Annotated in this window: 11 protein-coding genes and 1 pseudogene; 8 read left to right on the top strand and 4 right to left on the bottom strand. The window is 66.4% G+C overall.

Annotation, left to right across the window (positions count from 1 at the left end; genetic code table 11):
• The first annotated feature begins 199 nt into the window (after positions 1–199).
• Positions 200–1,837, top strand: coding sequence for an oligosaccharide flippase family protein (locus tag MUH00_RS14305; RefSeq protein WP_246999680.1), 1,638 nt, complete (start codon positions 200–202; stop codon positions 1,835–1,837).
• 102 nt (positions 1,838–1,939) lie between these two features.
• Here the strand turns inward: MUH00_RS14305 and MUH00_RS14300 are convergent, their stop codons facing one another.
• The 3 genes from MUH00_RS14300 to MUH00_RS14290 form a co-directional block, all read right to left on the bottom strand.
• The gene (locus MUH00_RS14300; protein WP_246999678.1) at positions 1,940–2,356 is read right to left on the bottom strand and encodes a response regulator; all 417 of its coding nucleotides are present in this window, start codon (positions 2,354–2,356) and stop codon (positions 1,940–1,942) included.
• 231 nt (positions 2,357–2,587) lie between these two features.
• Complete coding sequence (locus MUH00_RS14295) at positions 2,588–3,646, bottom strand: glycosyltransferase family 2 protein (protein WP_246999676.1); 1,059 nt, start codon at positions 3,644–3,646, stop codon at positions 2,588–2,590.
• Positions 3,646–4,935 carry a polysaccharide deacetylase family protein gene (locus MUH00_RS14290; RefSeq protein WP_246999674.1) on the bottom strand — a complete coding sequence of 430 codons (1,290 nt, stop codon included), beginning with the start codon at positions 4,933–4,935 and terminating at the stop codon, positions 3,646–3,648. The genes MUH00_RS14295 and MUH00_RS14290 overlap by 1 nt, the downstream gene beginning before the upstream one ends.
• Before the next feature lie 174 nt (positions 4,936–5,109).
• Between MUH00_RS14290 and MUH00_RS14285 the strand changes: the two genes are divergently transcribed.
• The 7 genes and pseudogenes from MUH00_RS14285 to MUH00_RS23225 all read left to right on the top strand — a co-directional run bounded on the left by MUH00_RS14285 (position 5,110) and on the right by MUH00_RS23225 (position 13,346).
• Positions 5,110–6,087 (top strand): glycosyltransferase family 2 protein, encoded by a 978-nt coding sequence (locus MUH00_RS14285; protein WP_246999673.1) that lies wholly within the window; start codon positions 5,110–5,112, stop codon positions 6,085–6,087.
• Positions 6,088–6,205: 118 nt separating this feature from the next.
• A complete protein-coding gene (locus MUH00_RS14280; protein ID WP_246999670.1) occupies positions 6,206–7,399 on the top strand; it encodes a sugar-transfer associated ATP-grasp domain-containing protein in 1,194 nt (397 codons plus the stop codon).
• 290 nt (positions 7,400–7,689) lie between these two features.
• Positions 7,690–8,931 (top strand): PKD domain-containing protein, encoded by a 1,242-nt coding sequence (locus MUH00_RS14275; protein ID WP_246999668.1) that lies wholly within the window; start codon positions 7,690–7,692, stop codon positions 8,929–8,931.
• 165 nt (positions 8,932–9,096) lie between these two features.
• Complete coding sequence (locus MUH00_RS14270; RefSeq protein ID WP_246999667.1) at positions 9,097–10,014, top strand: hypothetical protein; 918 nt, start codon at positions 9,097–9,099, stop codon at positions 10,012–10,014.
• Entirely contained in the window at positions 10,014–11,033 is a 1,020-nt protein-coding gene (locus tag MUH00_RS14265) for a hypothetical protein (protein ID WP_246999665.1), read from the top strand. The genes MUH00_RS14270 and MUH00_RS14265 overlap by 1 nt, the downstream gene beginning before the upstream one ends.
• 204 nt (positions 11,034–11,237) lie before the next feature.
• Positions 11,238–12,230: pseudogene (locus tag MUH00_RS23230) on the top strand (PAS domain-containing protein); the annotation flags it as partial.
• 78 nt (positions 12,231–12,308) lie between these two features.
• A complete protein-coding gene (locus MUH00_RS23225) occupies positions 12,309–13,346 on the top strand; it encodes a sensor histidine kinase (RefSeq protein ID WP_425603055.1) in 1,038 nt (345 codons plus the stop codon).
• A 184-nt stretch (positions 13,347–13,530) separates the two neighbouring features.
• On the opposite strand, the gene MUH00_RS14255 is transcribed toward MUH00_RS23225, so the two are convergent.
• Positions 13,531–14,871, bottom strand: a complete 1,341-nt coding sequence (locus tag MUH00_RS14255) for a polysaccharide deacetylase family protein (protein WP_246999662.1) — start codon at positions 14,869–14,871, stop codon at positions 13,531–13,533.
• Positions 14,872–14,905 lie beyond the last annotated feature (34 nt).

The following is a 14,905-nucleotide window of genomic DNA, read 5'->3' as shown; positions in this document are numbered from 1 at the left end:
ACTGGCACCACAGTCGCATCCGATCCCCGCTGACCGTTCGATCGGTCCTCCCCGCCGCGGATCCGCGGCGGCTGTCGTTTAACAGCCGTATAATAACGCCCCGACGGCGGCACCGTCCGCGTACTGTGAGTTCGTCGGACGCTGAACGATCGTCGGCGCTGGGAGCTGCCGACCGCGGACTCGAACGCCCACGGGTACAATGAACAGGAGCATTGCGAGCGGCGTCGTCTCGGTCGTCAGTGCGAAGATAGTCGTCCTTGCGCTGACCACGCTCTCGACGCCGCTGCTCTACCGATTTCTCGGCGCATCGGAGTTCGGCCGGTACGCGTTCCTCTTGTCGGTGTTCGCCATCTACATGATCTTCGTCAGTTCCGGCATCACCGACGGCGTCCGCAAGTTCCTGGCGGAGGATCGTGGCGTCGCCAACTGGAGCGATCACGTCGTCGGCTTCTACTTCCGACTGGCGGTCCTCCTCGCGATCGCCGGCGCGCTCGTGCTGGTGCTTGCGACCTGGTCCGGGCTCGTCGCTCGCGCGTTCGGGGCCGACGTGACGATCTACTTCTACGTCTTGGCCGCGCTCGTGATCACGGCGCAGTTTCGCGACTACGCCAGGAAGACGCTGATGGGATTCGGTCTCGAGCGGTACTCGGAACCGCTGAAGATCCTCGACAAGGTCGGCTTCGTCGCGATCGCGATCCCGCTGGCGTCGCTCGGCGTTGGCGTGATGGGAGTGCTCGCGGGTCACCTCGTCGCGAGTCTGCTCGTCACCGTCGCCGGGCTGGCGCTCGTGCATCGCCGGGTGTCGCTGTCCTGCGTGTTCCGCCGACCGCCGGAGCGGTTCCCCCGACGGCAGATGCTCACGTTCAACTCGTTGAACATCGCGCTCGTGTTCCTGCTGATGTCGCTCTACCACATCGACATCGTGATGCTCCAGCGGTTCAGGGAGAGCGCGGCCGTGGGGAACTACAAGGCGGCGCTCACGCTGGCCGAGTTCCTCTGGTTCGTCCCGCTGGCGATCCAGACGGTGTTCGTCCACTCGACGTCGGAGCTGTGGTCCCAAAACCGCCGCCGGAAGATCTCCGAACTCGCGTCCAGGGCGACCCGCTTTACGTTCCTGCTGACGGCCGTCATGGCGGTCGGGCTCGGGGCGCTCGCGGACGCCGCCGTGCCGATCTACTTCGGCGAGGAGGCCATCCCGGCGATCGAACCGCTCCTGTTGTTGCTCCCCGGAGCGCTCGGATTCGCGCTCGCTCGACCGATCCTGGCAGTCTCGCAGGGTAACGGTACGCTCCGGTACCCGATCGCGGCGACCGGAAGCGCAGCGCTGATCAACGTCGTGCTCAACGCGGTGCTCATCCCCCGGTACGGAATGCACGGCGCCGCCGTCGCGACCAGCGTCGGTTACGGCACGATGTTCGTCTTCCACTGCTGGAGCGCCCGCCGCGTCGGGTTCGACCCGCTCGCGGACGCCCGTCTCGGTCGGGTCGCGCTGACGACCGTTCTCGCGGCCGTGCCGATCGTCGCCCTCTCGGCGGCCGTCGCGAACCCCTGGCTCGCGCTCGGCCTCGTCCCGCCGAGCGGGTTCGCGATCTTCCTCGTCTTCGCGCTGCTGACGGGCGCGCTGGATCCGGCCGAACCGTTCGAGGTCCTGGCCTCGTTCCCGGATCCGATCGGGACGAAGGCGGGGGCGATCCAGCAACGCGTCGAAGGTGTGGGGGCCGACGCGCCGGGACGGAACTGGTTACAGAGCCTGCTGGCTCTCGCGGGACTGTCCCTGCTCGTCTCCGGCCTCGCTCTCGGCATCCTGAGTCCCGACCTCCAGTATATCCCGCCCTGACGACCGGGTGGAACGAGGACGTCCGTCGGCGAAGCGATCGTCCTCGAATCGGCGCGCCGAATACGTGTCGTCTTCCCGGCGGATCTCTCTCCGGTATCCGCCCTATCGAATGGCGACGACGGTGTCGATGCGCTCGGCGATCGCGTCGTACTGTTCCGTCCCGACTCCCTTCCGGAAGTAGTCGGTGACACCGCGAGCGGCGGCGTCGCTGGCCACCGCTTCGCTTCCTTTCCCAGTGAAGAGGATGAAGGGGAGATCGGGATTCTCCTCGCGGACGGCCTGCAGAAACTCGAGGCCGTTCCGCCCGGGCATCTCGTAGTCCGAAACGACGCAGTCGAAGTCTCCGCCCACGATTTGCTCGAATCCCTCGCTGGCGCTACGGGCCGTCTTCACGGTGAACCGATCGTTCTTCCGTTCGAGAAACACCGCGGTCAAGGCGGCGAAGTTCGGGTCGTCATCGACGTGGAGAATGCGGACCGTTCTCCGCCCGGTACGAGGATCTGCCGTCGCGCCAGTCATTCGGGACACCTTGCTGCGGTGGCGAGCGGAGCGACGGCGATCTCGATCGGAGGGTGACACCCTCCCTGTTCGGCGAGCATGTGGCACGTACGCGGGCAACGGAGATAACCTCACTACCAAATATCACGGTAACACGATCGCGTTCTCGGCGTTCCGGCCGCATGGCTGTCGGACGATCGACGGCGGAACTCGCTCGAAGAATCGAAGACTGGCGGCGCGCCCGCCTCATCGCTACTGGACCTGCGTCTCGAGGTGTTCGCTCTCGGCCATGTCGAACACCATCGCGAACAGGAGCAGCGTGACGCCGCCGAGGACCAGCAGGACGCTCATCGAGCCGTCGACGATCGACCCCCCGATACCCGAGAGCGTCGCGGCCGCGGCGGCGGCCGCGCCGATCGCGCCGATCGCGGCCGTCGCGGCGCCGAGGATGTAAAACAGTGCGAGCGGGTGGAAGTCGAGCACGAGGTGTTTCGTCGTCAGCCGCCAGAGGAAGTTGCGCAGCAGCATCGACGAGACCTTCGGGACGTACTGCGAGTACGCGATGCTCGACTCCTCCTCGCCGTAGACGGCCGGCATCGCCACGTCGGCGACGCGCATTCCGCTGACGTTTAGCTTCACCAGTAGGTCGTTGCAGTAGCCGTAGTACTCGTAAAGGGCCTCGACCTCGATCGCTTCGAGCGCGTCGCAGGAGATCGCCGTGTACCCGTTTTGCGGATCCATCGTCTTCCAGTAGCCGGCGGCGACTTTCGTCAGGAACGTCAGCATCGCGTTGCCGACGAACCGGAACCGGGGCATCTCCGCCCGGTACTCCCGGAGCAGGAGCCGGTTCCCCTTCGCGTAGTCGGCCTCGCCCTCGACGATCGGATCGAGCAGCCGCGGCATCTGGGAGAGGTCCATCTGCCCGTCGGCGTCGACGGTCACCGTCGCGTCGACGGCGTCCGCGAGCGCCGCGAGGTAGCCGGTCTTGATCGCGCCGCCGGCGCCGCGGTTCTCGCGGTGTTGGATCGGGACGACCCGTCCGATCGGGTCGCGGACGCTCGCTCGGGACGCGAGGGCGGACGTCCCGCCGTCGGCTATGAGTCGTCCGGCGTCCTCGCGATCGTCCGTCGGCCGATCGCTCGCGTCTTCGCGAGCGGCCGCGAGGATCTCGTCCCACGTGCCGTCCGTCGACTGGTCATCGATCGCGTAGATCCGATCGACGTAGTCGGGCATCTCCCGGATCACGTCGCCGACGAACCCCTCCTCGTCGTAGGCGGGGATCACGACGCCGACAGTCGCACCGCGGTACATCAGTTCTCCTCCAGCAGGTCCGACGCGGTGACGACGTTCACGTCCTGCGCATCGATGTACGCGAGCAGGTCCTCGAACGCGCGCTCGGACAGGCCGCTGTCGCCGATGTGTTCGAAATGCAACACCGCGAGCTGCCCGTACGCGGCGGCGTGGTCGACGTACCGCTTGGTCGTCTCGCCGGCGGCGCCCGAGAAGAACCCCAGGTTGTGCGGGTCGGTGAGCGGGAGCCCGTTCGGGGCGCCGCCGTACCGGAACGCCTGCTCGTGGTACTCCCTGACGAGGTCGAGGGTATTCGATCCGAGTACGTTCCGTGGCGTGACGAAGTGGCGTGCGCCGTCGGCGAAGCCGCGGTTCTCGAGGTACGCTTTCGTCCGTCTGATCATTCCCTCCTGTTGCTCTGGGGAAAACTCGTGGATGAACTGCGACCCCGTTCGCGGGCGGGCCGCCAGGTCCCAGCCGGCGTCGTTCAGGTCGCCGAGTTTGTCGATCGTGAGCCGGCCACCCTCGCCGACGGCCTCGGGGATGACGGCCTCGACGCCCGCAAAGCCGTATTCCTGCATGTGCTCGAACGCGCGAGCGTGGTGACTCTCAAGCGTTCCGTCGAACAACAACAGCACCGCTCCCGTCTCGGGCCGATCGACGGCCCGGAGATCGTCGACCCGACAGTCGATCGAGCCGGTCGGATCGCCCCGACGGCGGGCGCTCAGTCGGATCTCTCGCACGTCGGAGAGGTCGGGCTGGGTCTCGATGTCGTCGGTGCCGAAGTCGACCCGGACCCACCGATCCGTCGGTCCGGTGAGCGTTCGACTCAGCGTGTGGACGTTGCGCGAGTTCGGCGCGAATAGTTCGAGTCTGAGGTGCAGCTGCTCGCGTCCGGTGTAGCTGACAGCCAGCGAGAGGTTCTTCTTGCGCAGGTCGATCCCGTCGGTGTACGTCTGGTAGACGCCCGCGTACTCCGACTCCTCGGGCGCGGTGAGCCGAGCGGACTGCGAGCCGGCGTACGGGTCGTCTGTCGTGGCTTCGAACTGTCCGGCGTCGATCATCGACACCCAGTCGTCCAGGGCCTCGAAGGAGTCGATCGCCTCGCCGGGAAGGCCCGGCACGTCGCCCCCGTCGCCGCCGTCGTTCCCGTCGCCGCCGTCGTTCCCGTCGTCCGAATCCGGCTGAGACGGCGTCGGATCGTCGTCCATACCGGACCACTCGCGAACGCTCGACAGGCACCCGGCGAGGCCGAGCGTTCCGGTCGCCGCTACCGCGGTCACGAACGATCGTCGGTTTCGGTTCGTCATCGATGGGGGCGACGAACCGTTCGCTCTTTCTTATACAGCTGTTAGACGCTCGTCGTCCCGCTCGGAGCGACAGGGTGAGCCGATCGATTCGCCTCGCTGCGGTCGGCGATGGCGCCCGAAAACCGTCGTTTACCCACTCGATAATAATCCCGTGCGAGCCGGTAGCACCGAGAAATGACTCGCGTCAGCGTCGTTATCCCGACGTACAACAGAGCGGCAACGCTTTCTCGCGCGATCGACAGCGCGCTCGACCAGACGATCGACGACCTCGAGGTGATCGTCGTCGACGACGGCTCGACCGACGACACACCGTCGGTGCTGTCGGAGTACGACGATCCGCGGGTTCGGCCCGTCGTCCACGCGACCAACCGGGGTGCGAACGTCGCCCGAAACACGGGAATCGAACGCGCCCGCGGGGAGTACGTCGCCTTCCTCGACTCGGACGACGAGTGGCACCCGGAGAAACTCGAGCGGCAACTTGCGGTCCTCGAGAATCGATCGGACGAGTGGGTCGGCGTCTACTGCGACACGGCGTACGACCTCTCGGGGACGACCGGTGCGATCCGGGGAACCGCCGCCACCCTGCTCGCCCGCGGAGACGACACGCCCACGCGGGAAGGCGACGAGGAACTGATCGGCGAGATCCTCGCGGACAACGTTCAGCCGGGCGCCGGGTCGACGCTGCTCGTCCGGACGAGCGTCGCGGCGGAGGCCGGCGGCTTCGACGAGACGCTCGATCGGTTCCAGGATCCGGAATTCTGTCTGCGCGTGCTCGAACACGGCAAGCTCGCCTACGTCGACGAGGCGCTCGTCAGCCGCGAGGAGACCGGACATCCGCCGGCGGCCGTGATCGAAAGCGCGAGCCGCCAGTACCTCTCGGCGTACGAGGACGAGGTCGAACGCTTCGAGGCGATGGGGTACGAGATTCGATCGGCACACGAACTCCTCCTCGCGAAGCGGTACGCCGCCGAGGGTCGACTCCTCCGGGGCGCGTGGCACCTCCGGAAGGCGTCCGTGTCGCCGCGGCACGTCCCCGGCCTCTGCTGGACCACCGGGACGGGCATTCGCCGTCGCCCGCTGCCGATCGTCGCGACGATCGGCGTTCTCGCCGTCTCAGTACTCCTCGGCCGATCCGCGCTCGGGCGATCGTGATCGGGCGCGTCGGGACGGGCGTGGGGAGACGTGGCTCGCGACGTATTCACATCTGAAACGGTCCTGAAACGGTCTTGACGGATCGATAACTAACACCGGCGCTCCGGCAGGGACGACCGTGAACGTCCGAGAACTCTACCGCACGGCCAAGGGACTGCAGGGACTCGCGTCGACCGAGTTCGAGTCCGACGGCGCCCGATCGCTCCGCCGCCGCCTCTGGCTGTGGCGGCGCGGGTTCGTCAGCCCGTCCGACGCCGTCTACGACCTCACGGAGTCGACGTACGAGGACTACCTGACCGACTACCAGCGGTACGTCGGAACGCGGGGGATCAACGGAACGTGGTCGGTCGCCCTGTCGAACAAACTCCTCTTTCACCGCGTGATGGGGCCGTTCGACGACTACCGCATGGCGGTGTACGGCATGCTCCGCGACGGGGCCATCCACCCGGTCGACGGCCCGTCGACGGCGCCGGAGTCGCCGACGGCGGGTCGCGAACTGACCGACGGGGGTCGCGCCGTCCCCGCGTCGAACGGTGCCGATTCCGAGACGGTCGCCGGATCGGCCGACGGCGATCGCGGACCGTCCGCCGCGTCAGCGACTCGTAACGCGGCCCAGCGGGTCGTCGAACGTCTCGACGACGAAGGAGCGCTGGTCCTCAAGTGGGTCCGCGGCGGCGGCGGAAACAACGTTCTCCTGTGCGAACGGACCGACGACGGGTTCCTGGTCAACGGCGACCGCTACCCGGAGACCGCGTTCAGATCGCTGGTCGCGGACCTCGACGAGTACCTCGTCTGCGAGTTCGTCGAACAGGGCTCGTTTTCGGCGGGGTTCTACCCGACCACGCCGAACACGCTTCGCGTGATCACGATGTACGACGACGAAGCGGGCGAACCGTTCGTCGCGGCGGCGATTCACCGGATGGGAACCGCCGAGTCCGAACCGCTGGATAACTTCACGCAGGGCGGCCTCTCCGCGGCGATCGATCGCGAGACGGGTGCACTCAGCGCCGGCGCCCGACCGCCCGTCGACGGTGAGGTCGAGTGGCACTCGGCGCATCCGGACACCGGCACGCAGATCGAGGGGGAACGAGTTCCGGGCTGGAGCCGGATTCGGGACCGACTGCTCGAGATCGCGGACGTGTGCTCGTTCGTTCCCTACGTCGGCTGGGACGTCATCGTTACCGGCGAGGATGGCGAGTTCACGATCATCGAGGCGAACAGCTATCCCGGCATGAAGTCCGTCCAGGTTCACGGGCCGCTGTTGGCGGACGATCGCGTGCGGCGGTTCTACGAGCGACGCGGCGTCTGCTAACCTGTGTAACGGGTCCCGTTCACCGCCGAGACCGGCCCTCACCACCGCATCCGACCTGTACTCGCTGCAACCGTTGTCGAACCGAAACCGTCCGTTCGGATCGAAGTGTCTGTCGAACGCACTGTTTCGAAGACGGATCGGTCGACCGTCGTGTCGGTACGACGATCGTTTCGAAACGGGATCGATAGGCCACCGTACCGGCCTCTCGATCGTTTCGGAAGCGAAAGGGCGTTCGTTCTGCCATTACAGTCAAGATAGTAAAGCAGGCGGTCTTCCAACGCGGCGATCACATGGAGCGAGAGTTGCTCTCACGACGATCTGTACTGACCGCCGCAACCGGCTGTGCGCTCGCGAGCGCAGGCGTTGCGATGGCCGACGACCAGTCTGGCGACGAGACGGATGGCAAATCGGCCGACACCGGAGACGTCGTTCGCGACTCGTTCACGATCAGGACCGGTACGGACGAAGAGACGACGGTATACGTGGCCGAGGCGCCGACAGACGGCCCGACGGCGGTCGTGGTCGGCGGCGTGCACGGCAACGAAGTCGCGGGCTACACCGCGGCCGACCAGATCGCCAACTGGACGATCAAGGCCGGGACCCTGGTCACGATCCCCGAGGCGAACGCCGTCGCGATCGAGCGCCGAACCCGGACCGACGACGACGGCGTCGATCTCAACCGGCAGTTCACCGAAGGAAGCGAGCCCGAGACGGAACTCGCACGCGCCATCTGGAACGTCGTCGCCGACTACGATCCCGACGTCCTCATCGACCTCCACGAGTCGACGGGGATCTACGCGGGCGATCCGGTCGACGGCGTCGGACAGGCGATCTTCCACTCCGACGGCGACGCGGCCGCCGACGCAGCGAACGCCGCCGAATACGTCACCCGCAACTACGTGGACGATCCCGACCTGGCGTTCCAGACCGGCCCGTTCTCCCATCCCGACACCGACCCGATGGGACTGCTCGTCCACAAGGCCGCCCGCGATCTCGGTGCGGACGCGTTTCTCGCGGAGACCCTTTCCACCGACATCGACCTCGAAACCCGCGTGCAGTGGCACTCGGCGATCGTCGAGCGTCTCCTCAAGGACGACCTCATGCTCGACGACCAGGATAACGGCCACGTCCCCGACGAACCCGTCGACGAGGAGCCGGAGAACGAAAAACCGGACGAATCCGCGGACGATGGCCCGGACGGCGACGAGCCCACCGAGGGCGGCGATGGAGACGCCGGCGACGCGCCGAACCGCGAACCGCCGGTCGCGAAGCTCAAAACGGTCCCGGAAGGCGCCGACGAGCGCGCGCTCGAACGGGGACAGACCGTCACGCTCGACGCCTCGTGCTCGTGCGCTCCCGACGGCGAGATCGTCGCTTACGAGTGGGACGTCGACGGTGACGGCTCGTTCGACGAGACCGGAAAGACGATCGAGGTGACGATCGGCGCGTCCGGCGACCACACGGTCGTGCTGCGCGTCACCGACGATGCGGAGCTGACGGATACCGCGGAGATCACGCTCTCGACCCGCTGACGAGGCGGCTCTTCTATCGAGTTTCCGGGTCCCGATCGCGTCGACGGAGCGCCGAACTTGCGGTCCGGCTTCGGAGCGCGCTCGGATTACGCCGTCGCGTAAAACGGGCGTTCGAAACGCTCGATGAGTACACTGATACGATAGTGACGTTCACCTGTTCGTGAGATGCCCGAAAAAGAGAGGTCGCCCTGGACGTCGCGTCGCGACGTGTTGTCGGCAGTTGCTGGAACCGGCGCCGCCGCGTTCGGGGCGATCGCGCCGAAACGCGCGACCGCCGCGACCGCTAGCGACTCGATCGACGTCCGTCCGCTCGGCACCTTCGAATCGACGCTCGACAACTGGCGAGCCGACGGCGACGCCGCGTTGTCGAGGGTCGCCCGAGACGACCGTCCGGTGGCCGTCACCGAAGGCGAGTACGCCCTCCAGGTCGCCGTCGACGGCGATCCGTCGCCGACGATTTCGCGGCCGGTCATCGACCTCGATCTCGACCTGTCGACCCACCCGTACTTCGTCGCCGACGTCGTCCCGGGCCCGATCGACGGGAGCGACGCCCCCGTCGCCTTCCGATTCCGACTCCATCGTCCGACGGACATACTCGAGGACTGGTCGGCGCAGGAACCGATCGTCGAGTCCGACCCGATAACGGTTCCGCAGGCCACGCCGGGGCGCATCTACTGGGACACGAGCGACCTCGAAACCGACCTCCTCGGCGCGGTTTCCCGCCTCGAGATCGGCTGGTACCCGGCCGATCGCGATCCGGACGCGGATGCTGGCGGCGATGCCGGTTCGTCGGCCGAACCGTTCGCGTACCGCGGCGGCGTCGTCTTCGACGCCGTCCGCGCGACCGCCTCGATCGATCCCGTGGGGAGCGCCCGCCTCGCGGCGACGATGCGGGACCTCCAGTTCGACCACGGTGCGTACGTCCGGACCGAGGTGGCCGAGGAGTTCGACGGCGGAGAGGCGGGCGCGTTCGTCTTCGCCGACGGCGCGACCGAGCCGTACCGGTTCGAGACCCTCGCCGCGGACCGATTCCTGCTTACGGTTGCGGACGCCGAGATCGAGTTCGGCGGCGGGTGGTCCTGATGGTCGAGCGCGCGACGTCGGCGACGACTGTCACGCTGCTTCCGGGCCACAGCGAGAACAGCGCGGCGGGCGGCGACGCCCTGGACAGCGCGATGCCCGACTACGGCGGCAAGTGCCTCGACGCGTGGTTCGTCGCCGACGCTGTAACCGACCTCCCCGACGACTTGGAGACGATCCGGGAGATTCGAAAGCACCTCCCGGAGTACGACGAAGGGCTTCGACAGTACCGCCTCGCGAACCGGATCGAACTTTCTTTCGCCACGCCCGACGGTCGGAACGTCGTAGACTCGAGCATCACCCTCGGAACGAACGCGAACGAGAAGCCATCGTACGTCGGCGTCGAGGGGGAAGACGGGGAGGAGAACGTCGTCACGGACATCATCGAGCGCGACGACCTCGACTGGTTCGGCGGCGAGACCAAGCTCCGAGCCGACGTGGAGAACAAGCGGTTCGAGAGCGATGCCGTGCGCGAGAAGGTCGAGGGCGTCGAGGGCGTGCGTGCCGCTGTCCTCTTCGGCGGGAGCGACACGTACATCGAGATCATGCGCGAGAAGTTCTACGAACTCGGCCCCGTAGAGTTTCTGGAGGTGACGGGGATGGACGCGGAAGCGGTGCCCGCATTCATCGTCCAGCCGCCGACGATGTACACGTTCCTCGAGCTCGCGGCGATGGCCGACGGGACGACCCTCGCCCGCGTCTGGGACGCGAGCCCGTACCCCAAACACTATCTCTACGTCGACGAACGAAAGCGCGACGAGACCGCGTTCGAGGAGGGCAGCAGGCTCTCGGGCGGCGAGTGGCGGGCGAACGAGAACGCAAACGAGCGGTTCGGTCAGTGGGTGCTGGAGGAGCAGGATCTCCGATCGCCGTTCTCCCCGCACACGAGGTCGGGATACGAACGGTACGTCGACCACGCCACCTCGGTCGGGCCCTTCCCGGCGATGACCTACGGTGAGGATGGCGACGAACTGACGGCGTCGGCGGTGGCGTCTCACCTTCCGCCGCTGTTCCCGTGGTAGACCGCCGTTCGCTCCGCCGGTTCTCACCGGGACGTCCGTCGAAGGAGATCGGTTCGAACGACCGCGTCGAACGGGTTCGACGCGGGACGTCCTCAACCACGTACCGACCGCGTAGCGCCGATATCGGCCCGAGCGGGAGCGATCTCGCGAGAACGCTATCGCGACCGCCAAGCGCTTATAGGGCCACGGCGATATTTGGAGGCAATGGGATCCCCTGGACCGACGTCGGACGTCACGAACGATGATCTCCGGGGGGTCTTCGGCCGATCGGACCGGCCGTCGACGCCGCTCTCTACCGCGGAAGTCGCCGAGGCGCTGGAGTGCCCTCGCCGAACCGCGCGCCGTTGTCTGGAGGACCTCGCCGAACGGGGAGAGATCCAAACCAAACTGATAGACGATTCGAGCCGGGTGTGGTGGAAGCCCGACGGGCACCTATCGGATACCCCGCGGCCGAACGAATCGCAGACCAACGTCATCCGCGACGCGACCGAGCGCCGCGAGTACGAGCAGCAACTGGAGAAACGGGTTGAGCGACTCGAACGGGAGCTCGACGACGTCTTCGATCGGGTCGACGACGGGTTCTATGCCCTGGACGACGAGTTCCAGTTCGAGTACGTAAACGAGCGTGCCGAGGCGCACTTCGGCGAGTCGGCACAGAAGCTACTCGGGCGGAAACCCTGGGAGGTGTTCGATGTCGACGAATCCGATCCGATTTTCGAACCGTTCGAGACGGCGTTGGCCGCCCAGGAACCGGCGAGTTTCGAGCGGTACTCGAACCCGCTGGGGATCTGGGCGAAAGTTCGAATCTATCCGTCGGAGTCCGGCCTCTCCGTGTACTTCCGGGATATAACCGACCGGAAGAAGCGCGAACGGGAACTCGAACGGGCGCACGACCTCCTCGAAAAGACGGAACGCGTTGCGGACGTCGGCGGCTGGGAGATCGACCCGGACACGCTCGAGGTGTTCTGGACCGCGAACCTCTTCGAGATCCTGGAGGCGCCCTACGACGAGGAACCGTCGCTGGACGACGCCCTCGACGTCTACCACGAGGACGACCGACCGGTCGTCGAGAGCGCCATCGAAGACGCGCTCGCCTCCGGCACCGCCTTCGACGTAGAGGTTCGGTGCAGGACGGCCGACGACGACGTTCGCTGGCTCCGCGTCAAGGGCGATCCCGACGTCGCGGATGGAGACGTCGTCTCGCTCCGCGGAGCGATCCAAGACGTAACCGAGCGGAAAAAGCGCGAGCGAGAGCTCCACCGCATCCGGGATCGAATGGAGTTCGCCCTCAACGCCACCGACGCGGTCGTCTGGGACTGGAACGTCGAGGACGACGAGGCTTCGTTCTATCCCTCGGCGAAGTCGCTATACGGGACCGAGATCGGAACGCTGGAAGATTTCGTCGAGGAGATCCACCCGGAGGACAGACAGATGGTGCGACGAGGTATCGAGAACTCCCTCGAAACCGGCGAGCCGAAGTACGAAGAGATTCGCTTCGTTCGAGGCGAGGAGGTGCGGTGGATCGAAGCCCCCGGCTACCCCGTTCGGGATGACGACGGTCCGACGCGGATGGTCGGCGTGGTTCGCGACATCACCGAACGGAAGACGTACGAGCACAAGCTCAAGGAGTCGAACGAGCGCCTCGAACAGTTCGCGTACGCGGCCTCTCACGACCTCCAGGAGCCGTTGCGCATGGTGTCGAGTTACCTCCGGATCATCGAGGACCGATACGCCGACGAGCTCGACGAGGCCGGCGAGGAGTTCATCGAGTTCGCCGCCGACGGCGCCGATCGGATGCGCGAGATGATCGACGGCCTCCTCGAGTACTCCCGCATCGAAACGCGGGGCGACCCGTTCGAACGCGTGGACCTAAACGCCGTCCTCGAAGCCGTGCTGGCCGACCTCCAGTTCCGGATCGAGGAACACGACGCCGAGATTACGACCGAGGACCTTCCGGATGTCAGGGGTGACGCCAGTCAGCTCCGCCAGCTGTTTCAGAACCTGCTCGAGAACGCGATCGAGTACAGCGGCGACGAGCCCCCGCGCGTACGCGTTTCGGCGACGCGGACCGACGGCGAGCGGGTCCTGTCGATCAGCGACGAGGGGATCGGCATCGATCCCGAGGACCAGGATCGCATTTTCGAGGTGTTCCAGCGGCTCCACACGCAGGACGAACACGCCGGCACGGGCATCGGACTCGCGCTCTGTAAGCGAATCGCCGAGCGCCACGGCGGCGAGATTCAGGTCGATTCGGAGCTGGGTGAGGGAGCGACGTTTTCGGTGTCGCTCCCGACACCGGACGCTACCGAATAGTTCGAACGTACCGTTCCGCTGTACATCCTCCGTATCCAGCACGCGGCGTTTGACGGCTATCGAGCACGATATGCGACTTCCTGCTCGACCGGTGCGGATCGCTACTGCCAGTCCGACCCGTGGCGGATTCGACGGGGTTACGCCCCCGGAGCGCCCGAGAAGGATCGATCGCGAGATCGGGAAATCAGTGGCCGCTCGTGCGCAGTTCCCAGAGATCGTCGAGGCCGATCACCTCGACGTCGGCGCCGTCGATGTATTTGAGCAGCGCCTCGTAGTCGCCTTCCGGCATCGTGTTGTTCGCGTCGAACGCGTGGAAGTTCAACACCGTACACTGGTTGTGTGCCGCCGCGAGGTCGACGCAGCGTTTCGCGATGTCGAGGTCGTGGCCGATCGTCCGCGGGAGCACCAGCGGATCGAAGCCGTGGACGTTCGTCGTGTTGACGTTGCCGGCCTGGTTGAAGCCGCCGCAGTAGTGGTACGTCGTCTTGTGCTTGAGGCTCGTCTTGTTGAAGCTATTGTGCGGGTAGACGATGTAGCTCGCCCCCTCGAAGTCGTTGTCGATGAACCACTGTTTGTCCTGGCGAAGTCGCTTCTCGATGGCCGACTCGTCGTACTCGTGAATCGGGTCGTGGGTCCCGTGGACGACGATCTGGTCGCCCGCGTCCTGTCGCTCGAGCAGTTCCGAGACCGTCATGATTCCGTCTCGACCCTGTTCCGTCCACCGGGGAACCGGCGCCTGAACCGATCGGAAGCCGTACTCGTCGTGGAGCGGCGCGGCCGTCTCGTAGTAGTCGCGGAATCCGTCGTCCCAGCTCAGGACGACGTACCCGTTGTCCGGGCGCTTGTGCGTCCGCAGGTCGTCGATCCACACCTCCGCCTCCGGCATGGAGTGGAGGATCTGGATCTCGAGGAAGTCGAGGTGGTCCATCGCGGGTTCGTACTCGCTCTGCTCGAAGACGCCCGGACTCGATCGGAACCAGCCGACGTCGGGCGCGCGGTACGTGATCTCCCGAAGCGAGTGAATGCGTTCGCTCCCGAACTGGTCGACGATTCGCAGGTTGATCGTCAGGTTCCGCGGCGTCGTCGTTCGGACCGCGAACGACAGGTCGGTCCCCGTGAGGTCCTCGCCCTCGACGCTCCGCCGGACGATCGCCTTCTCGCCCTCCGCCGCCGTCAGTTTGAGGCTCTGCTCGCCATCAAAGACGACGTTCTGGTCTCCCTCAGCGGTCCCCTGTACGGCCTCCCAAGCGTCGAGATCCGCGAAGTCGTCGAATGACTCGCCGGGCTGTCGGAACCGTTCCCGGCTATTGTACTCGGTTTCGAGCGGCGGAACGCCGTCGGCGAGCGCCGGGTCGTCGTTCCCGCCGCCCTCGTCGTCCGAACCGGTCGACGGTTCGTCAGTGGATTCGTTGTCGGGGCTGTCCGACGACGACCGGAGCCGATCGGCACAACCCGCGGTGGCGGCGATGCCGGCCGCGCCGGACAGTGCGAGAATCCGTCGTCGGGTCGTTCGATGCTGTGGCATTGGCGGCCGAAGCTACCGACAGCGACCCCATTAT

The organism is Halosolutus gelatinilyticus (assembly GCF_023028105.1).
Classification (GTDB): domain Archaea; phylum Halobacteriota; class Halobacteria; order Halobacteriales; family Natrialbaceae; genus Halosolutus; species Halosolutus gelatinilyticus.
Note: the sequence above shows the minus strand (reverse complement) of the source record. Positions and strands in the feature narration are given on the sequence as shown.

What these genes read in the sequence shown, in the direction of transcription:
- MUH00_RS23225 (WP_425603055.1), top strand. Translation starts at nt 12,309, where the DNA reads ATGGAGTTCGCCCTCAACGCCACCGACGCGGTCGTCTGGGACTGGAAC.
- MUH00_RS14275 (WP_246999668.1), top strand. Translation starts at nt 7,690, where the DNA reads ATGGAGCGAGAGTTGCTCTCACGACGATCTGTACTGACCGCCGCAACC.
- MUH00_RS14305 (WP_246999680.1), top strand. Translation starts at nt 200, where the DNA reads ATGAACAGGAGCATTGCGAGCGGCGTCGTCTCGGTCGTCAGTGCGAAG.
- MUH00_RS14285 (WP_246999673.1), top strand. Translation starts at nt 5,110, where the DNA reads ATGACTCGCGTCAGCGTCGTTATCCCGACGTACAACAGAGCGGCAACG.
- MUH00_RS14300 (WP_246999678.1), bottom strand. Translation starts at nt 2,356, where the DNA reads ATGACTGGCGCGACGGCAGATCCTCGTACCGGGCGGAGAACGGTCCGC.
- MUH00_RS14265 (WP_246999665.1), top strand. Translation starts at nt 10,014, where the DNA reads ATGGTCGAGCGCGCGACGTCGGCGACGACTGTCACGCTGCTTCCGGGC.
- MUH00_RS14290 (WP_246999674.1), bottom strand. Translation starts at nt 4,935, where the DNA reads ATGACGAACCGAAACCGACGATCGTTCGTGACCGCGGTAGCGGCGACC.
- MUH00_RS14270 (WP_246999667.1), top strand. Translation starts at nt 9,097, where the DNA reads ATGCCCGAAAAAGAGAGGTCGCCCTGGACGTCGCGTCGCGACGTGTTG.
- MUH00_RS14255 (WP_246999662.1), bottom strand. Translation starts at nt 14,871, where the DNA reads ATGCCACAGCATCGAACGACCCGACGACGGATTCTCGCACTGTCCGGC.
- MUH00_RS14295 (WP_246999676.1), bottom strand. Translation starts at nt 3,646, where the DNA reads ATGTACCGCGGTGCGACTGTCGGCGTCGTGATCCCCGCCTACGACGAG.